The organism is Vibrio sp. F13 (assembly GCF_020806305.2).
In the GTDB taxonomy this organism is placed as follows: Bacteria; Pseudomonadota; Gammaproteobacteria; order Enterobacterales; family Vibrionaceae; genus Vibrio; species Vibrio crassostreae_C.
Genome location: NZ_CP170175.1, coordinates 85,883 through 105,552 on the forward strand (window position 1 = coordinate 85,883; position 19,670 = coordinate 105,552).

Annotated in this window: 19 protein-coding genes; 7 read left to right on the forward strand and 12 right to left on the reverse strand. The window is 44.3% G+C overall.

Going from position 1 to position 19,670, the window contains the following annotated elements:
- The first annotated feature begins 32 nt into the window (after window positions 1-32).
- Both LMH68_RS00305 and uspE read left to right on the forward strand, forming a co-directional pair.
- Complete coding sequence (locus LMH68_RS00305; RefSeq protein WP_017059637.1) at window positions 33-779, forward strand: FNR family transcription factor; 747 nt, start codon at window positions 33-35, stop codon at window positions 777-779.
- A gap of 132 nt (window positions 780-911) precedes the next feature.
- Window positions 912-1,862, forward strand: coding sequence for a universal stress protein UspE (gene uspE, locus LMH68_RS00310; RefSeq protein ID WP_017070547.1), 951 nt, complete (start codon window positions 912-914; stop codon window positions 1,860-1,862).
- Between the two features lie 103 nt (window positions 1,863-1,965).
- On the opposite strand, the gene ttcA is transcribed toward uspE, so the two are convergent.
- The 4 genes from ttcA to LMH68_RS00330 all read right to left on the reverse strand — a co-directional run bounded on the left by ttcA (window position 1,966) and on the right by LMH68_RS00330 (window position 5,603).
- A complete protein-coding gene (gene ttcA / locus LMH68_RS00315) occupies window positions 1,966-2,859 on the reverse strand; it encodes a tRNA 2-thiocytidine(32) synthetase TtcA (RefSeq protein WP_017059635.1) in 894 nt (297 codons plus the stop codon).
- Window positions 2,860-3,161: 302 nt separating this feature from the next.
- Window positions 3,162-3,812 carry a DUF2987 domain-containing protein gene (locus LMH68_RS00320; protein ID WP_108082880.1) on the reverse strand — a complete coding sequence of 217 codons (651 nt, stop codon included), beginning with the start codon at window positions 3,810-3,812 and terminating at the stop codon, window positions 3,162-3,164.
- Window positions 3,813-3,934: 122 nt separating this feature from the next.
- The gene (locus LMH68_RS00325; protein WP_229647979.1) at window positions 3,935-4,783 is read right to left on the reverse strand and encodes a glucosaminidase domain-containing protein; all 849 of its coding nucleotides are present in this window, start codon (window positions 4,781-4,783) and stop codon (window positions 3,935-3,937) included.
- The gene (locus tag LMH68_RS00330; protein WP_017059632.1) at window positions 4,776-5,603 is read right to left on the reverse strand and encodes a hypothetical protein; all 828 of its coding nucleotides are present in this window, start codon (window positions 5,601-5,603) and stop codon (window positions 4,776-4,778) included. Before LMH68_RS00330 ends, LMH68_RS00325 begins: the two co-directional genes overlap by 8 nt.
- A gap of 329 nt (window positions 5,604-5,932) precedes the next feature.
- On the opposite strand from LMH68_RS00330, the gene potA reads away from it, so the two are divergent.
- The 5 genes from potA (at window position 5,933) to LMH68_RS00355 (ending at window position 11,091) form a co-directional block, all read left to right on the forward strand.
- Complete coding sequence (gene potA, locus LMH68_RS00335) at window positions 5,933-7,048, forward strand: spermidine/putrescine ABC transporter ATP-binding protein PotA (protein ID WP_017059631.1); 1,116 nt, start codon at window positions 5,933-5,935, stop codon at window positions 7,046-7,048.
- Entirely contained in the window at window positions 7,032-7,889 is an 858-nt protein-coding gene (potB, locus tag LMH68_RS00340; RefSeq protein ID WP_017059630.1) for a spermidine/putrescine ABC transporter permease PotB, read from the forward strand. Before potA ends, potB begins: the two co-directional genes overlap by 17 nt.
- Complete coding sequence (gene potC, locus LMH68_RS00345; protein WP_017059629.1) at window positions 7,889-8,659, forward strand: spermidine/putrescine ABC transporter permease PotC; 771 nt, start codon at window positions 7,889-7,891, stop codon at window positions 8,657-8,659. The genes potB and potC overlap by 1 nt, the downstream gene beginning before the upstream one ends.
- A 149-nt stretch (window positions 8,660-8,808) precedes the next feature.
- Complete coding sequence (locus tag LMH68_RS00350) at window positions 8,809-9,843, forward strand: extracellular solute-binding protein (protein ID WP_017059628.1); 1,035 nt, start codon at window positions 8,809-8,811, stop codon at window positions 9,841-9,843.
- 210 nt (window positions 9,844-10,053) lie between these two features.
- Window positions 10,054-11,091 carry an extracellular solute-binding protein gene (locus LMH68_RS00355; RefSeq protein WP_017059627.1) on the forward strand — a complete coding sequence of 346 codons (1,038 nt, stop codon included), beginning with the start codon at window positions 10,054-10,056 and terminating at the stop codon, window positions 11,089-11,091.
- Between the two features lie 94 nt (window positions 11,092-11,185).
- Here the strand turns inward: LMH68_RS00355 and cobB are convergent, their stop codons facing one another.
- From cobB to LMH68_RS00395, 8 genes are all read right to left on the reverse strand, one after another.
- Window positions 11,186-11,920: a Sir2 family NAD+-dependent deacetylase gene (gene cobB, locus LMH68_RS00360; RefSeq protein WP_017063867.1), complete on the reverse strand. Its 735-nt coding sequence runs from the start codon at window positions 11,918-11,920 to the stop codon at window positions 11,186-11,188.
- Window positions 11,921-12,176: 256 nt separating this feature from the next.
- A complete protein-coding gene (locus tag LMH68_RS00365) occupies window positions 12,177-13,397 on the reverse strand; it encodes an ammonium transporter (RefSeq protein WP_017059625.1) in 1,221 nt (406 codons plus the stop codon).
- Between the two features lie 376 nt (window positions 13,398-13,773).
- Window positions 13,774-14,190 carry a hypothetical protein gene (locus LMH68_RS00370; RefSeq protein WP_017059624.1) on the reverse strand — a complete coding sequence of 139 codons (417 nt, stop codon included), beginning with the start codon at window positions 14,188-14,190 and terminating at the stop codon, window positions 13,774-13,776.
- Window positions 14,174-15,247 (reverse strand): formate dehydrogenase subunit gamma, encoded by a 1,074-nt coding sequence (locus LMH68_RS00375; RefSeq protein WP_048615941.1) that lies wholly within the window; start codon window positions 15,245-15,247, stop codon window positions 14,174-14,176. Before LMH68_RS00375 ends, LMH68_RS00370 begins: the two co-directional genes overlap by 17 nt.
- 13 nt (window positions 15,248-15,260) lie before the next feature.
- Window positions 15,261-15,869, reverse strand: a complete 609-nt coding sequence (gene fdh3B, locus LMH68_RS00380; RefSeq protein ID WP_004742271.1) for a formate dehydrogenase FDH3 subunit beta — start codon at window positions 15,867-15,869, stop codon at window positions 15,261-15,263.
- Window positions 15,870-15,880: 11 nt separating this feature from the next.
- Complete coding sequence (locus LMH68_RS00385) at window positions 15,881-18,736, reverse strand: formate dehydrogenase subunit alpha (protein ID WP_229647978.1); 2,856 nt, start codon at window positions 18,734-18,736, stop codon at window positions 15,881-15,883.
- A gap of 10 nt (window positions 18,737-18,746) precedes the next feature.
- Window positions 18,747-18,947 (reverse strand): twin-arginine translocation signal domain-containing protein, encoded by a 201-nt coding sequence (locus tag LMH68_RS00390; protein WP_008217926.1) that lies wholly within the window; start codon window positions 18,945-18,947, stop codon window positions 18,747-18,749.
- A 78-nt stretch (window positions 18,948-19,025) separates the two neighbouring features.
- Window positions 19,026-19,664 carry a molecular chaperone gene (locus LMH68_RS00395; protein WP_017059621.1) on the reverse strand — a complete coding sequence of 213 codons (639 nt, stop codon included), beginning with the start codon at window positions 19,662-19,664 and terminating at the stop codon, window positions 19,026-19,028.
- Window positions 19,665-19,670 lie beyond the last annotated feature (6 nt).

Below are 19,670 nucleotides of genomic sequence, written 5' to 3' on the forward strand. Positions count from 1 at the left end.
TATTGACGTATATCAAATAGTGAAAGATTGTTATGATTTCTGAAAAGCCTGTGACGAAACGTGTTCAGTCTGGTGGCTGTGCGATCCATTGCCAGGATTGTAGTATTAGCCAGCTCTGTATTCCGTTTACTTTGAATGAATCTGAACTCGATCAACTTGATCAGATCATTGAGAGAAAAAAGCCTATTCAAAAAGGCCAAGAGTTATTTAAAGCCGGTGACGAGCTTAAATCTCTATATGCTATTCGCTCTGGAACGATCAAGAGCTACACGATTACCGAGCAAGGTGATGAGCAGATTACTGCATTCCACCTAGCGGGCGATCTTGTTGGCTTCGATGCGATTACTGGTGACCAACACCCTAGTTTTGCACAAGCGCTAGAAACTTCTATGGTATGTGAAATCCCATATGAGATTCTTGATGACCTATCAGGAAAAATGCCTAAATTGCGTCAGCAAATTATGCGCCTGATGAGTAACGAGATTAAAGGTGACCAAGAAATGATTCTGCTTCTTTCTAAGAAGAACGCGGAAGAGCGTCTTGCTGCATTCCTTTACAACCTTTCGACTCGCTTCTCTCAACGTGGCTTCAGCCCGCGTGAGTTCCGCCTAACGATGACTCGTGGCGATATTGGTAACTACCTTGGTTTGACTGTTGAAACAATCAGCCGTCTTCTAGGTCGCTTCCAAAAAGCAGACATCTTGAGCGTTAAAGGCAAATATATCACTATCGAAGATCACGATGCGTTGATGGAACTTGCTGGCGTTTCAAAAGAATAGTCTAGATATCAATGATGTAGTTCAATAATGAGCTACATCATGTTTCTCCCTTAAAACCTCTTATATTTCTCTTAATCTCTCCATAACTACGCTACATTATTTATATGTTCGGTCTGAAAAGTAGGCTTAGTTATGAGTATCTATAACAAAATTTTAGTTGTCGCAGACATTAATCACGATGAGCAACCTGCTCTAGTTCGTGCTATCCAACTTGCTAAGAAAAGCACCTCAACAAGCCACATCACTTTCTTTTTGTCGATATACGACTTCTCGTATGAAATGACATCTATGCTCTCTATCGATGAAAGAGACGCAATGCGCAAAGGCGTAATTCACCAACGCGAAATTTGGATGAATAAAGTCGCAGAACCTTACCTAGATGATTCTATTGAATTTAATGTACAAGTGGTTTGGCATAACCGCCCGTACGAAGCGATCATTGCTGAGGTTTACAGCGGCGAGCACGACATCTTAATCAAAGGTACGCGTAAACACGATACTTTGGAATCTGTCATCTTCACTCCAACCGATTGGCATCTGTTGAGAAAGTGCCCTAGCCCAGTGCTATTGGTTAAAAACGATTTCTGGCCAGATCACGCGAAGATTTTTGCTTCAGTTCATGTAGGTTCTGAAACAGAAGCTCATTTAGAGCTTAACGATACGATGGTCGACAGATTACTAGAGATCACCGGTCGTTTGGATGCGGAACCGTTCTTGGTGAATGCCTACCCTGTGACACCTGCGAATATTACCATTGAACTGCCAGAGTTTGATCCAACGTCTTATACCGATGCGGTTCGTGGCCATCACTTAACGGCAATGAAAGCATTGCGCCAGAAGCACGGTATGTGTGAAGAACAAACTGTGGTTGAACAAGGCTTGCCAGAAGATGTTATTCCTCGCGTCGCTTCTGAAAATAACGCTGCGATGGTGATTCTGGGTACAACGGGTCGTACTGGCTTGTCTGCCGTGTTTATTGGTAATACCGCGGAACATGTTATCGATAAGATTAACTGTGATGTGTTGGCTCTTAAACCGTCTGGTTACGTCAGCCCACTAGACCCTAACCTTTCGAAAGGTTAGGTCAGGGATAGTTTAACTTATAAAAAAACGCCTCAAGCATTGCTTGAGGCGTTTTTGTTTGTCTGTTGTAGGCGCATCTATTGCTCTACAACGATTATTCTTATTATACGTTCGTTACGTCGATGAACATTGACTCATCGATGTTAGAAGATGAAATTTCAGCTTCTTCGAATTCGTACGCTTTGCGGTCTTCACTACGGTCTAGTGGAAGGTTCACGAAGTCAAACAGCTCGCGGTCAGCCAGTTGGCTTGGACTTACGTTCTGGATTGACTTGAAGATCTTCTCAACACGACCTGGCGTTTTCTTATCCCAATCAATTAGCATCGCTTTAATGTTCTGACGCTGTAGATTCTCTTGAGAGCCACATAGGTTACAAGGAATGATTGGGAACTCTTTATGTTCTGCGTATTTGATTAGGTCCGTTTCACGACAGTAAGTCAGTGGACGAATAACAACGTTACGACCATCATCTGAACGAAGCTTTGGTGGCATAGCCTTTAAGCGCGCACCGTGGAACATGTTTAGGAACATGGTCTCAACGATGTCGTCTAGGTGGTGACCCAGAGCGATCTTAGTTGCACCAATCTTCTCTGCGAATGAGTACAAAGTACCACGACGAAGACGAGAACATAGGCCACACGTTGTTTTACCTTCTGGCACTTTCTCTTTAACCACTGAATACGTGTCTTTATCTACGATGTAGTAAGGAATGTTCAGCGTTTCAAAGTACTCAGGAAGAATGTGTTCAGGGAACCCAGGTTGTTTTTGATCTAGGTTTACTGCCACAACATCAAATTTGATCGGTGCTGCTTCACGTAAACGTAGCAAAATATCTAACATCGCAAATGAATCTTTACCGCCACTAATACATGCCATTACTACGTCATTCTCTTCGATCATGTTGTAGTCGATGATGGCATTTCCAACATTTCTTCTCAGACGTTTCTGAAGTTTGTTGAATTCAAGTGTTTCTTTTCTATTATCGTTTTGGTTCATTGCGACTCTCACACCGTCGTATTACCGACTGTAGATTGCTAGTGGGACTGTTTTAGGGCGTGGATTATACGGATTTTTATTTGATGTTGAAATAGTAACGGCCGGATAAACAAGCTGAGTAATAGAAAGATTCTGCTTTTATTGTTCGATAAGCGCCTAAACGGCAGAGAAACGCGGCTTCACAAGCTCTCGGTTGGTATCATAGATAAAGAAAAGCAGCCTGCTCTAATTCGATCAGGCTGCTTTAAGATATGTCATGAAAGTTTGGAGACTGATTCTGCTAACAATAATTCCTTTAAAAATTATTGCGCGGGAATGTACGGCAATACGCGAACTGTTGGTTCTGGTAACGTGATGCTGTCACTTCCATTCAGTTCTTCTAAGGTGAATTTCGCTCGCCCTTCTTTGATTGGTAGTTGCTTGCCGTTTGAAAGCTCTATGTTGCCTTCAAGCTTATTAGCGAATTCCAGCGTTAACCCTTGGATATCAGGCGTGAACCAACCAGAGAACATACCGCTGACATCTTCAAGCATCGCCTGCATCTGTGGTAATAGGTTTTCTAGTTGAGTTACTTCTACTGTGCCAGCTAAAGGCTCTTGCGTCATCACAACCAAAGAATACGCACACTCTTCTTCTTGAGTTTGTACAAAGATAAGAGGATTAGCTGAACGCAGGTTTTGATCTACAGGTAGAAGCAGTTCATTCGCAGGAGAGACTTTTAGCTCTTCGTAGTGCTCTTCTTTTTCCATCCAAGCTTTGCTGATGTGACAGGTTTGCTGAGCTTGTTGATCAACAAAGAAGACCGCAACTTTGACATCATCATGCCCTTCTTTGGTGTTGTTTTTCAGCTGAGTATAAAGCTTAGAATACGTGAACATGTACTCTTGCGCGGAAGCTGGAAGAGAAACCCCAAGGCTTAATGAGGCTAATAAAGCGAGTGCTGTCTTTTTCATTATTATAATCTTGTCGAAGTTGAGCGTTTATAAATAGAAAGAGCAGCGAATGAGCTGCTCTTTATGTGGTGTTATTTGTTCAAACTTATCGTATAAGCTCAACAAATGACTATCAAATCGAGTTACTTTTTCCAGTATACCTCGTTGTGACGGATCATAGCTTGTAAATCAGTCACATAGTCTGAACCTCGCTCAGAATATTTTAGCAAGCCGTTGGTGAGCTCTGTTGCGGTTTCGGTCGTTAACAGATCGTCGCCCTGTGCCGCTAGTTTTGCGCGAATTGCTCTTAGGTCTGCGTAAGCACGGTTTCGGTTTAGGTTCATGAAGTAACGGTGCACAGACTCTTGGCTTGAAGAGAATGTTGCGACTTCATGGGAGCTACCTTCGTTACGTTGTAGCGGAACAAGGCCACAACCTTTGGTGTAACACCAGTGTCCGAAATAGTTGTTCGCTTTGGTGGCGAAACGCGACGTTCCCCAAGCTGACTCATTCGCTGCTTGTGTCAGTACGAGCGCTTCTGGCAGTACATTGACGCGATTAAGCATCTCTGTCAGCCATGCCTGATCTAAACCTTCACTAGGCACAGGTAAGCTGTATAACTTCCCTAACCTTTTCGCATAAGATGCGTCTTCAGAATCAATTTTGTTTAAACCAGACTCAGAGAGCTTAGTTAAAAACGCGCGTTCTTTGGTGATACGTTTGTTTTCGATATTGATACTTGGACGTAGGAACGAAAAGAACGTGTCCTTTTTCTCATTCACATCTTCGATGGCCGCAAAGTTCGGTGTGCTCGAAGAAACCGTCAAGTCACCAAACTGGTCAGTTGAGTTGGAGCTCTGCTCTGTCGTTCGTCGACGTTCTTCTTCTTGGTAAATATAAGGACCAATCATTGAAATAGAGCCAACAAGAGCCAGTGCCGTCACTTTAAGCGCAAGTGATTTGCTTGTGCTTGCCTGTGTGTCTTTATGCATCGAACACCTGTGGGTTTTTGTTATTGTCGTCGTTATTGCTATCGTTGTTATCGTCATCGCTCTTTGGACGATCTGAAGCAATCAGTTTCAACTTGATGCCAAACATTTCACGGTAAAGAATCCCTTTCACGTGGAAGAAGAAAGGTAAAACGAAGATAAGGCCAATGCCGTACATCATTGCCGCCACGATGAACATCAGCATTACTAATAGGTAGATAGAAGCAACGGTGAAGATTTTTTTGTTGACAGCACGCAGAGAAAGCAGCAGCGATTGCATTGGCGGCACTTTCTTATCACAAATCAGCAGAATCGAATGGCTGAACGCCAGTGAGAAGTAGATAGACAAGAACGGCAGAATCATACCTGCGATGCCTTGAAGCATTAGGCTAAACAAAGTCACTAGAATAACCGGAACCGTAAACTGCAAACCTTTACCGATGTGGCGTACTTTGGTTTGTAGGCCAGCGGCGTGACTCATTGCCATTAAACAGATACCCGCATAGATAGGCGCACTGATCACTTCATAGCTAAAGTTCGCGATAAAAATCGATTCAACGATTTGTGGCGTAAACGACTCTGGGTCGATAACTGCATCTAAGATAACCGCGGGATCACCAAGCTGTAGTTTTAGTGCGATATAAAAGATAGCGAGCTGCACAAACATCAAAGCAATAATCGCTGGGGAAAACGAAAGAAAGTGACTTATCGTATGTTTCCAAGCTTCTTGGAATACAGCCGTTGCTTTGAGCTCATAATCGCCAGAAAGTGCACGGTTGATACTACCGCCCAAATTAAAATCTTTTTCGATGTCGTTGTTCATATTGATACCTAGGTGTGCCGATTAAGCGAAGCCACCTAACTTATTGATAAAAAATTACCTTCATTATACTCATATGTCGGATACAAACTAAAATATGAATCTGTAACAAGGCTTGCTTTTGCGTCTTGATGGTTAATAATTAGACACTTGTTAGGGTGTAAACCCAGTAAATAACAGTATGGTAAAGGATGTTTACTTTTACCTGCGAAATTTTTTATCTTCGAAAGGTAAAAAATGCTTTGAATTCACGTTTTTGGTGATTATGATGCGCGCCTTAAAGGTGTATAGCAACAGGTCTCAAATAGAACCAAGGTGGAGAAAAACAGACGTTGAACGCTAAAAAATCAGTAGGAAAGCCAGTAGTACAGCTAACTGGCATCAGTAAAAGTTTCGATGGTAAGGAAGTCATCGGCAATCTGGATTTAAACGTAAATCATGGTGAGTTTCTCACGATTTTAGGCCCATCAGGTTGTGGTAAAACAACCGTGCTAAGAATGATTGCGGGTTTTGAAACGGCAGATAGTGGTCAAATACTATTAGCTGAACAAAACGTAACCCAAGTTCCTGCTGAACAAAGGCATGTAAACACTGTATTCCAAAGCTATGCCCTATTCCCGCATATGACCGTTTTCGACAATGTGGCATTTGGCTTACGCATGCAGAAAGTTCCAAACAGCGAGATTGAACCTCGTGTAATGGATGCTTTGAAAATGGTGCGCCTAGAACAAATGGCACAACGAAAGCCACACCAGCTATCTGGTGGCCAACAGCAACGTATCGCAATCGCTCGTGCTGTCGTTAATAAGCCTAAAGTTCTTTTGTTGGATGAATCTCTATCTGCTCTGGATTACAAACTACGTAAACAGATGCAAATCGAGCTGAAACAATTACAACGCCAACTTGGTATCACGTTCATTTTTGTAACGCATGACCAAGAAGAGGCGCTGTCTATGTCTGACCGTATTATTGTTATGCGTGATGGCGTGATTGAACAAGACGGAACACCAAGAGAGATCTACGAAGAGCCTAAGAACCTATTTGTAGCGCGTTTCATTGGTGAAATTAACGTATTCGAAGCGACAGCGAAATCTCGTCAAGATGAAAAACGCATTGTTGCGACAATCGAAGGTGAAGAGTCCATTATCTATCACGATAAAGACGTAACACCGGGTCAAAAACTGCAAGTATTGCTTCGCCCTGAAGATCTTCGAATCGAAGAAATTAAAGAGTCAGAGCAACGCGGTATTGTTGGCCACATTGTCGAGCGAACCTATAAAGGCATGACATTAGATTCAGTCGTAGAACTTGAATCTGGTATGCGTGTCATGGTTAGCGAATTCTTCAACGAAGATGACCCTGATGTTGATCACTCACTGGGCCAAAAAGTTGCAGTAACTTGGGTTGAGAGCTGGGAAGTGGTATTAGAAGATGAGCAAGAAGTTTAATTTACAAAACGCAATTGTTGCTTTAATCACAGGTTGGTTAGTGTTGTTCGTGATGATTCCAAACATCATGATCATTGGTACTAGCTTCTTAACTCGTGATGAAGCGAACTTGATCGAGATGACCTTCACTCTCGATAACTACGTGCGTTTGGCTGACCCGCTGTATTTTAAAGTGTTGATGCACTCTTTCTATATGGCAATTGTCGCAACCCTACTTTGTTTGATTATTGGTTACCCATTCGCTTACATCGTGGCAAAAATGCCGGCGAAGTGGCGTCCAATCATGTTGTTCCTAGTGATAGTACCATTCTGGACGAACTCTTTGATTCGTACATACGGATTAAAAATTGTACTGGGTACGCAAGGTGTCTTGAACAAAAGCTTGTTAGCGTTAGATATCATTGATAAACCGCTACGTATCATGTACTCAGAAACCGCAGTAATGATCGGTTTAGTGTACATCCTACTTCCGTTTATGATTCTGCCGCTGTATTCAGCGATTGAAAAACTGGACGATACGTATTTAGAAGCGGCTAAAGATTTAGGTGCGAACAAACTGCAAACGCTATTGAAAGTGGTACTACCACTAACAATGCCGGGCATTATTGGCGGCTGTTTGTTAGTGCTACTGCCAGCGTTAGGTATGTTCTACATCTCTGACCTATTAGGCGGAGCTAAGAACCTATTGATTGGTAACGTGATTAAGAGCCAAGTGCTCAACGCTCGAGACTGGCCGTTTGGCGCAGCGACGAGTATCGCACTGACCATGGCAATGGCTGTGATGCTGTATGCCTACTACCGAGCAGGTAAGCTATTGAACAAGAAAGTGGAGCTAGACTAATGGGGCGCACAGTTAAGTTCAGCTTTATGGCGCTGGTATACGCCTTTCTATACCTACCTATTATCGTATTGATCGCTAACTCGTTTAATGCCAATAAGTTTGGTATGAAATGGGGTGGCTTCACCACTAAATGGTATGACGCGCTTATTAACAACGACAGCCTAATGCAGGCTGCGTGGCACTCGATCAACGTAGCGGTGTTCTCAGCAACAGCCGCAACGATTGTCGGGAGCCTTACAGCAGTAGCCCTATTCCGTTACCAATTTAAAGGTAAAGGCATCGTAAATGGCATGCTGTTCATCGTAATGATGTCTCCAGATATCGTAATGGCGATTTCGCTTCTTGCGCTATTCTTGGTAATGGGTGTTCAACTTGGGTTCTTTACCCTACTTGCTGCTCACATTACCTTCTGTCTACCGTTTGTTGTAGTAACGGTATACAGTCGCTTGAATGGCTTTGATGTGAAGATGCTAGAAGCAGCAAAAGACTTAGGTGCAAGTGAATGGACGATTCTAAAACAGATCATTCTGCCTCTTGCTAAGCCAGCGGTTGCTGCGGGTTGGTTATTGAGCTTCACTCTGTCTTTGGACGATGTAATCATTAGCTCTTTCGTAACCGGCCCAACGTATGAAATCTTACCACTGAAGATTTACTCAATGGTTAAAGTGGGTATCTCTCCTGAGGTAAACGCCCTAGCAACAGTGATGTTAGTGGTGTCGTTAATACTGGTGATCATTTCTCAGTCATTAGCGAGAGAAAAAATCAAGTAAGTCTCCTACTCTATATAGAGACTGGCTTGATTAAGAAGTTAAGAGACTTCAAGTTCAAAAAAAGTGTTAATCATAAACAGAATGGTAAATTGCCATTCTGTTTTTCTATCTACTGCCTTCGGGCAACGTTTAGTTTGGAGCTAACGTCAATGAAAAAATGGGCTACTCTATTAGCTGGTAGTGCATGTGCGCTTTCAATGTTATCTGCACCATCATTTGCAAAAGATAACAAAGAATTGGTATTCATGAATTGGGGACCTTACATCAACAGTGAGATTCTAGAACAGTTCACTGATGAAACTGGTATCAAGGTGATCTACTCGACTTACGAGTCGAACGAAACCCTGTACGCAAAGCTAAAAACACACAACAAAGGCTATGACCTAGTTGTGCCGTCGACTTACTTCGTATCTAAGATGCGTGACGAAGGTATGCTACAAAAGATCGACAAAACTAAGCTGAACAACTTCAAGAATCTAGATACTAACTATCTAGATAAGCCGTACGACCCAAGCAACGACTACTCTATTCCACACGTAGTTGCGATCACAGGTCTTGCTGTTAACACTGACATGTACGATCCAGAAGATTTCCAAAGCTGGGCTGATCTATGGAAGCCAGAGCTTGAAGGTCAACTGATGATGATGGACGACACTCGTGAAGTGTTCCACATCGCACTGCGTAAGTTAGGTTACTCTGGTAACACAACCAACGAAAAAGAGATCGACGAAGCGTACGCTGAGCTACAAAAGCTTATGCCAAACGTTCTAGTATTTAACTCAGACAACCCAGGCGCGCCTTACATGTCTGGTGAAGTGGGTCTTGGTATGCTGTGGAACGGTTCTGCTGCTGCAGCGCAAAACGAAGGTCTACCAATCAAACTGGTTTTCCCTAAAGAAGGCGGTATCGGTTGGGTTGATAACTTTGCGATTAGCTCTGGTGCGGTAAACGTAGAAGCAGCTCATAAGATGATTGATTTCCTACTTCGCCCTGAAATTGCTGAGCAAATTTCTCGTGACACAGGCTACCTAACGGCCGTTAAAGCGTCTAACGAGAAGTTCAAAGATAGCCCTGCGCTATTCCCATCGCAAGAAGACCTTGATCGTGTTGAATGGCAAGCTGCGGTTGGCGATAAGACAGTTAAGTACGAAGATTACTTCATGAAACTTAAAGCAGGTCAGTAATTTAGCTTATTATCTAACTGTGGCTAAGTAACCAGTTTACTTAACAGGTCAACGTAGATAATCAATAAGTTAAAAATAAGAATATCAATGAATAGGCAGCTTAGGCTGCCTATTTTATTATATCGCTGCTATAATATAGCGCGATTTTTCGAAATCCTTTACCTTGGGTTCACTACCCAGCTCCAAATCAAACAAATGAACGGAACAGTAATGAAAAAAACACTGTATACCGGCGCATTGTGTGCTGCTACTTTACTTTCTACACCCTCTTTCGCAGCTGACCAAGAACTGTATTTTTACAACTGGTCTGAATATATTCCAAATGAAGTACTAGAAGACTTCACAGAAGAGACGGGCATTAAAGTCTACTACTCAACTTATGAGTCTAACGAAAGCATGTACGCTAAGTTAAAAACTCAAGGTACGGGTTACGACTTAGTGGTTCCTTCTACTTACTTCGTTTCTAAGATGCGTAAAGAAGGCATGCTTCAAGAGCTTGATAAAACCAAGCTAAGCCACTTTGCAGATTTGGATCCAAATTACTTAGATAAGCCATTTGACCCAAATAACAACTACTCAATCCCATACATCTGGGGTGCGACGGGTATTGGTATCAACTCAGACATGCTAGACAAGTCTTCAGTTAAAAACTGGGGCGATCTGTGGGATACGCAGTGGGAAGGTCAACTGATGATGATGGATGACTCTCGTGAGGTTTTCCATATCGCTCTATCTAAACTGGGCTACTCTCCAAACACGACTAACCCTGAAGAAATCAAAGAAGCCTACGAAGAACTTCGTAAGCTAATGCCAAACGTATTGGTATTTAACTCAGATTTCCCAGCGAACCCTTACCTAGCAGGTGAAGTGTCTCTTGGTATGCTTTGGAATGGTTCTGCTTACATGGCACGCCAAGAAGGCGCAACGATTGACATTATCTGGCCAGAAAAAGGCGCTATCTTCTGGATGGACAGCCTAGCAATTCCAGCAGGCGCTAAGAACACTGAAGCGGCTCATAAGATGATCGACTTCCTTCTTCGCCCAGAGAACGCTGCGAAAATTGCTCTAGAGATCGGTTACCCGACACCAGTTAAAACCGCTTACCCTCTTCTTCCTAAAGAATTTGCTGAAGACAAGAACGTTTTCCCACCACAATCAGTGATGGATAACGGTGTGTGGCAAGATGAAGTTGGTGAAGCGAGCGTTATTTATGACGAGTACTTCCAAAAACTTAAAGTAAACAACTAAGTTATTGTTAGTTAAGAAGTTAAGTAAATAAAGCGGCGTAAGCCGCTTTATTTTTTCAGATTCAGAAACTGATGTGTGTTATTAAAGACAAGGCTTAGGCCGTTAAAGAACCTTTCTCTGTACATAATAACTCGCCAACCAGTTTAGGCACCTCGATACTCGCCTTGCCGTAGCGCTTCTCTTCAAATTCACTTTCAACCGCACTTGGTTCGAGGTTTATCTCGATAGTATGTGCACCATGCATTTTCGCATCGTGAACAAAGCCTGCCGCTGGATAAACAACACCTGAAGTTCCGATAGAGATAAACAGATCCGCTTCTTCCAGTGCGGAATAAATGTCGCCCATTCTTAGTGGCATTTCGCCAAACCAAACAATATGTGGACGCATTTGTGCAGGGATTTGGCAGCAATGACAAAGTTCACCCGTTTCAATATCGCCTTTGTGCTCTACAACTTGATTGGATTCACTGCAACGCGCTTTTAAAAGTTCACCATGCATGTGAATAATGTTGTTGCTACCGCCTCTCTCGTGCAAATTGTCGATGTTTTGAGTAATGATGGTAACTTTGCCATCAAGCTTGTCTTCGAGCTCTCCTAGCGCCTTGTGGGCTGAATTGGGCTGAATGCTCTCACTTTGCAGGCCGTGACGACGCTTGTTATAGAAGGCTTGTACCAAGTCAGGATCTTTTGCGAACCCTTCAGGCGTCGCTACATCTTCGATTTTGTGGTTTTCCCATAGCCCGTCTTGTGCTCGGAATGTTTGTATCCCCGACTCTGCAGAGATGCCAGCGCCAGTAAGAATTACGATATTTCGATATGGGAAATGCATATAACGTCCTTTTAGATATGTCACTTTGTAACAGCTTAGCACTGTTCAAATTCCAACAATAGTTTTGGGGATTAGACCATAGTCTTAGGCAACTGAATTCATTGGCTATTTGTGACATAACTCGCTTGATAGTTGTGGTTGTTGTTACTCAAATTCTCTGTTTTGCTATCCATAGAAACAAAAAAGCGACCGAAGCCGCTTAGTTCTGTTCAACAGTTGTCTACTTGATGTGCTTTACCCCACCAAGTGAACAACGTTAGTCTTCGTTGATAGAAGAGATCTTATGGATAGAAAGATCCGCACCGTTGAATTCATCTTCTTCACTTAAGCGTAGGCCTGTTAGTTTGCTCAACACACCGTATACGATTAACGCGCCGACGAAAGCAACAGCAACACCTGCGACTGTACCAATCAACTGAGAAGCAAAGCTCACGCCGCCTAGACCCCAGAAAGCTTGTTGGCCGAAGATACCAGCAGCAACGCCACCCCAGGCACCACATACGCCGTGTAGAGGCCATACACCCAGTACATCATCGATCTGTGTTTTGTTTTGCATATAAGTAAATAGGTAAACAAACAGCGCACCTGCCACACCGCCCGTCACCAAAGCGCCAAGTGGGTGCATCAAATCTGAGCCCGCACAGATAGCGACGAGACCAGCCAAAGGACCATTGTGGATGAAGCCCGGGTCATTTTTACCTGCAATTAGAGCCGCAAGAATACCGCCAACCATGGCCATGAGAGAGTTCATTGCCACGAGACCGCTGATGCCATTGATCGCTTGAGCTGACATCACGTTAAAGCCAAACCAACCCACACATAAGATCCAAGAGCCTAGTGCTAAGAATGGGATATTCGATGGTGCGAAGTTGGTGTGTTTGCCTGCACGGATTCGACCTTTACGCATCCCTAAGAAGTAAACTGCGACCAAAGCAATCCAACCACCTACGCCGTGAACCACTACCGAGCCTGCGAAGTCATGGAACACGTAACCAAACTGACCTTCTAGCCAATCTTGGAATCCAAAGTTGCCGTTCCAAATGATGCCTTCAAAAAATGGATAGATGAAACCAACCGTAAACAGTGTCGCAATCAAAATTGGATAGAAACGAGCACGCTCTGCGATACCACCAGAAACAATCGCAGGAATTGCCGCTGCGAATGTCATTAGGAAGAAGAACTTAACCAGTTCATATCCGTTGCCTTGCGAAAGTGTTTCTGCGTCTGCAAAAAAGTGTGCACCGTAAGCAACCCAGTAACCGATAAAGAAGTAAGCAATGGCGGAGACACCAAAGTCGGAAAGGATCTTAACCAGCGCGTTGACTTGGTTCTTCTTTCGAACGGTACCGACTTCTAGAAATGCAAAGCCAGCGTGCATCAAGAAAACCATGATGGCGCCGAGTAATAGGAATAAAGTATCTGAACTTTGGGTAAGGGTTTGTACTGCACTATGAACTTGAGTCACCGTTTCACTCATTAAAGCATTCTCCTTCGCTTTATTTGATTTGCACTGATATCGTGCGATTCAATGTTGTAATTAATTAAAGACTCAACAGTGAACGCAAGATGCGTTCCAAGTGTGTGGTGTAATTTTCGTGCAACAGTTTTTGCTTTTAACTTACTGATTAATTGATAATAAATTTATCGGTGCACTTTCTTGGTTCTTAATGAGCGTGAAAATGGAAACAAGAATTGCACCAATTAAGGGAGTTGCACCATATTGAAGCGGTCAATACTATGCTTCATTAAGTTTCGTTGCTGATTAGAAACAAAAAGCCCAATGACCGAAATCATTGGGCTTTCAAAAGGACTATTGTGCTAGATAATTCGCTATCTAGTGAGCCGATACTCGACTACAAGTTTGGACCTGTTGTCGGGTTTTGCGGTAGGTTTTGACTTAAACGCTGCATACCTTGATACATACGAATAAACCAAACCACAATCGCAACACCACCGAACAACATGCCTACATACGGTATGTAGTAAGCGATGTCATCGATAATATGATTTTGATACCAGTAATCGTTCACACCGATCAACACGCCATTAGAGGTCGCTACTGTCACGATAAGTACAACAAAGAACGTCAAGTTCAAGAAGAACGAGCGAATCAAGCCGTAGTAATGGGTATCCACTACTTCACCATCTTCGCCTTTATCTAAACGATAGCCCGCGTAGATGATGGCAACCACACCAGAGAGAAGACAAGTAAATGGTGTAAAACAGCTGAGGATGTAAGCAACCCAAATACCTTTATGAGGTTTGTTCATTCTTATTCACCCCTTCACTTTTCTCTGTTGCTGCGTTAGCGCTTTGTTCAACGCCGTTTTTCTCTTGTTCCATCACTTCTTTGTACCAAAGGTCATGGTGCTCTTTTGCCCAAGTTTCATCAACTTCGCCTGTTACCATGCCTTCTAGTGCGCCTTCCATACCGAACAAGCCGATGTAGATGTGGAACACGAAACCACAGATAAGGATCAAAGCAGCCAACATGTGGACTAGGTTTGAAAGCTCCATATCACGACGCGTTTGACCGAAGATTGGGAAGTCTAAAACCAAGCCACTGATCGCAGCCACACTACCCATTACAATCAATAGCCAGAACAGCGCTTTCTCACCCGCGTTGGAAAACTCTGCAGATGGATGAGAACCTTTATGTTTCCCGACCATACCACCCAGTTTCATGAACCACTGGATATCGACCATCTTGAAGATAGACTTGCGCCACCACTTGATAAGAACAGCCATCAACAGCACATAGAAAATTGGGCCGATGTAGTTGTGGTATTGCTTAGCTAGTAGAACGATGAAGCCCCACAGATCCGTTGGAATGTACGGCTTCAAGAAGTGCTTACCGTAAACCAACATCAAACCACTGAACGCCAGTGTTAAGAAGGTAAACGCCATACTCCAGTGCAAGGCACGGTCTAGTCGAGACCAACGTTTGATCTTACGGCCTGTTCTTGGCGCGCTTAGCATTAGCGGGCCAATCACAACGTACATCAAAGTCACGAAAGCAATACTGCCAAAGATAGCGACGGCACCGGCTGGTGACATCCACTTCTCTTTCAATATGTACCACGTTTGACCTGGAGTACTGATCAACACACCATGCTCAGCTGATTGAGATGTGGTGTAACCTTCCTCACCGTTTCTCACTTGTCGCCAAAAATCGGCGCCAGCAAGTTGTGTGATTTCTCGTTGAGCAGAGCTCGATTGAGTTTGTGATGAGTTCGTCTCAGATGCATGACTCATAGGAGAAAGCATTGTTAGTGCTGCCAACATTGGCAGCACTACAAGGAAGAGACGCTTAAACATTGTAAGCATATGTCTCTCCTACTTAGCTCTTAGTCGCATCGTAAGAAAGGTCGTTGCCGTCTGTCCAACCTGCACCTTTCGCACCACGTTCAACAACACGCTGACGGAAAACATCAGAAACTTTCTCTGCGTCACCCGCTAGCAGTGCCTTAGTTGAACAAAGCGAAGCACACATTGGCAGTTTGCCTTCAGCAATACGGTTCGCACCGTATTTTTGACGCTCTTCAACAGAACCTGGCTCTGTTTCTGGGCCGCCAGCACAGAAGGTACACTTGTCCATCTTACCGCGCTCACCAAAGGCTTCCTGTTTAGGAAATTGAGGTGCGCCAAACGGACAAGCAAACAAGCAGTAACCACAACCGATACACAGATCTTTATTGTGAAGTACGATGCCGTCTTCCGTATGTTCAAAACAGTCTGCCGGGCAAACTGCCATACAAGGGGCATCAGTACAGTGCATACACGCTACTGAGATAGAGTTTTCACCTGGTTCGCCATCGTTCAGTGTCACAACGCGACGACGTTGAATACCCCATTCCAGAGCATCATCATTTTCATTCTTACATGCAGTGACACAACCGTTACATTCGATACAACGCTTGGTGTCACAAAGAAATTTCATTCTAGCCATTTTAAGACTCCTTACGCTTTACGAATATTACAAAGGGTTACTTTCGTTTCCTGCATCAACGTGACAGGGTCGTAACCGTATGTGGTTGCTGTGTTAGCAGCTTCACCAATAACGTAAGGATCAGTGCCTTCTGGGTATTTAGAACGCAAATCTTCGCCTTGGAACTTACCACCGAAGTGGAATGGGATGAATGCCAGACCCGGTTTCACACGACGTGTAACCATCGCTTTCACCTTAATACGGCCCTTCTCTGCACCCTCAACCCAAACATCGTCACCGTCTTTAAAGCCGATGTCGTTTGCATCTTTCGGGTTCACTTCAACAAACATCTCTTGCTGTAGTTCTGCTAGCCAAGGGTTAGAACGGGTTTCTTCACCACCACCTTCGTACTCAACCAAACGACCAGAGGTCAGGATAATCGGGTATTCGCCAGATTTGTCTTGCTCTTGAATCGACTTGTAAAGCGTAGGAACACGGAAGATAGCTTCTTTGTCGTCCCACGTTGGGTAATCAGCAACTAGGTCGCGACGTGGCGTGTAAAGTGGCTCACGGTGCAGTGGTACACGGTCTGGGAATGTCCAAACAATCGCACGTGCTTTCGCATTACCAAATGGGATACAGCCGTGTTTAATTGCCACACGTTGGATACCACCTGAAACGTCAGTCTTCCAGTTTTTGCCTTCAGCAGCCGCTTTCTCTTCTGCAGTTAGATCATCCCACCAACCCAGTTGTTTCAGTAGTTTGTCACTGAACTCTGGGTAGCCGTCTTTGATCTCACAGCCTTTCGAGTAGCTGTCTTCTGCCAGTAGGCTTTGACCTTCAAACTCAACACCAAAACGAGTACGGAAGTTACCACCACCTTCAGCAACCGTCTTAGACGTATCGTAAAGGATGTGTGTACCCGGATGTTTCATCTCTGGTGTGCCCCAACATGGCCAAGGTAGACCGTAAGTCTCGCCATTTGCTGGACCGCCTTCTGCTTCTAGAGACGTTTTGTGGAATGTGTGCCAATTCTGTTGGTGTTCTTTCAAACGCTCAGGGCTTTGGCCTGTGTAGCCGATTGTCCACATACCTTTGTTGAATTCACGTGTAATATCTTCAATCAGTGGTTGGTTGTTCTCAACACGGATGTTTTTGAACAGCTGATCAGAGAAACCAAGCTTCTTAGAAAGCAGGTACATGATTTCGTGGTCAGGTTTAGATTCGAATAGAGGATCAACAACCTTGTCACGCCACTGTAGAGAACGGTTTGACGCCGTTACACTGCCGTAGGTTTCAAACTGAGTCGTTGCTGGTAGCAGGTAAACGCCGTCGGTACGATCATTCATTACCGCTGCAACCGTTGGGTATGGGTCAACAATAACCATCATATCCAGCTTCTGCATCGCTTTTTTCATCTCTGGACCACGAGTCTGAGAGTTCACCGCGTGACCCCAGTAGAACATGGCACGGATGTTTTCGCGTTGGCGAATCTTGTCTTTGTCTTCAAGTACGCCATCAACCCAACGAGATACAGGAATACCTGCACTGTTCATTGGTTTTTGACCGCCGTATGCGTTGTCGTCGAAACGGCCTTTCACCCAGTCAAAGTCGATATCCCAAACTTTTGACCAGTGACGCCAAGAACCTTCAGACAAGCCGTAGTAGCCTGGAAGTGTGTCTGACAGTACGCCAAGGTCAGTTGCGCCCTGTACGTTATCGTGACCACGGAAGATGTTTGCACCGCCGCCTGATTTACCGATGTTACCTAGCGCAAGCTCAAGTACACAGTAAGCGCGTGTGTTGTTGTTACCAGTCGTGTGCTGAGTACCACCCATACACCAAACGATACAACCCGGACGGTTTTCAGAAAGTAGTTTCGCGGTGTGGTATACGTCTTTTTCACTAACACCAGTTACGCGTTCAACTTCTGCTGGGTTCCACTTCGCGACTTCTTCACGGATCTCGCCCATGCCGAATACACGTTGTTTAATGAACTCTTTGTCTTCCCATTGGTTTGCAAAGACGTGCCATAACACACCCCAGATAAACGCAACGTCAGAACCTGGACGAAGAGAAACGTAGTGATCTGATTTCGCAGCAGTACGCGTACGACGAGGATCCGCAACAACGATCTTACAGTTGTTCTTCTCTTTCGCGATCAAGATGTGTTGCATCGCTACTGGGTGAGCTTCTGCTGGGTTTGAACCAATGAACAGCATCGATTTACAGTTGTGCATGTCATTGAACGAGTTTGTCATTGCACCGTAACCCCAAGTGTTCGCAACACCGGCTACTGTGGTTGAGTGACAAATACGTGCTTGGTGGTCAACGTTGTTGGTGCCCCAAAGCGAAGCCATCTTACGGAATGCATAAGCTTGCTCGTTACTGTGTTTCGCACTACCTAGGAAGTAAACTGAATCAGGGCCAGACTCTTTACGAAGTTCTAGCGCTTTGTTACCGATCTCTTCAATCGCTTGTTCCCAAGAAAGCTTCTTCCACTTACCGCCTTCCAATTTCATTGGGTACTTAAGACGACGTTCACCGTGGCCGTGCTCACGAAGTGCTGCACCTTTCGCACAGTGTCCACCAGCGTTGAATGGGTGATCGAATGCAGGCTCTTGACCTGTCCATACGCCATTTTGAACTTCAGCGTAGATACCACAACCCACAGAACAGTGAGAACAGATAGTACGTTTCACTTCTGTTTTCGCTTCTGGATCGACTGATTTAGCCTGTGCTTTCTTCATCATACCTGGTGCAAATAGACTTGCGCCTACCACTGCGCCACCAGCAGCTAATGAAGTGTTTTTCATGAAGGCACGTCGAGACACACCTAGCTGATTGGTTTCTTTGCTCACACTATCGGAGCGTTTGACAAGTTTCATCCGTTATCTCCTAAAGTGTGTCGTAGTAATCGCGAATGTGTTGCGTCTCACGATACCCTGTCTTCTTCACGTCTTCTTTCGAAATTTCAACAGTTTCTGAAGCGGTTGCCACTTTAGTTGTACCAGCGACAACGGCACCAGCAACGGCTGCAGTCGTCAAGCCTTTGAGTAGATCCCTACGGCTTGTATTTATATCTTTATTATCTTTCATCATTGCTTCCTTACCTTACGGTAGATCTTTTTTTGGAGGCTTAATGCCCCTCTATCGATATAATCGCGTACTGCTCGATTACTCGTAATCAGTGACGTTTTTCACATCAATCTTTAATTTGTGCTTACTGCTTTTTGTATTCACGCTAAAACGCACTTGTTCTAACGTTAAGAATGCTTCACACAGTTGAGCGGCCGATTTGTAGAAGTTCGCGCTTTCTGCCCCTTCAAGCTGACGCGTGAAAGAGTTAAACCAAGGGCCAAGGTGCTTATTGAATACCGCCTGTTGCAGTGCTTCTTCTTCAGCCGTTAGCATCGCCATCACTTCACACAGTGCTGCGATATGATCTTCCGGCTCTTTCACTTGATCGTCACGCTCAATGCCTAAAAGCTCTAAGTCATGACGAATCTCTGCCAATGGTTTTTCCATCATGGCGCCAGTGCGATGCCAAGAACCAAATGGAACGACTTCTCCACGCCCAATACCGATGAACAAATCTTGATATTCGTCTTCAAGAGCTTCACGGTTTGATTCTGTTGCCGCTTGTTGAATGGCAATCCAAGCCTTTTGCATTGCGCTTTCAGACGCTTCAATATCGAGTGTTTTTAGAAAGTCGATCACCTCTTCAGAAGGTGCGCTGCGAAACAGTGCGGATAGAACCAAATAGATCTCAGTTCTTAGTGTCTGTTCTTGTGCCTGATCCAAATTCGTTTCCAAGGCTAA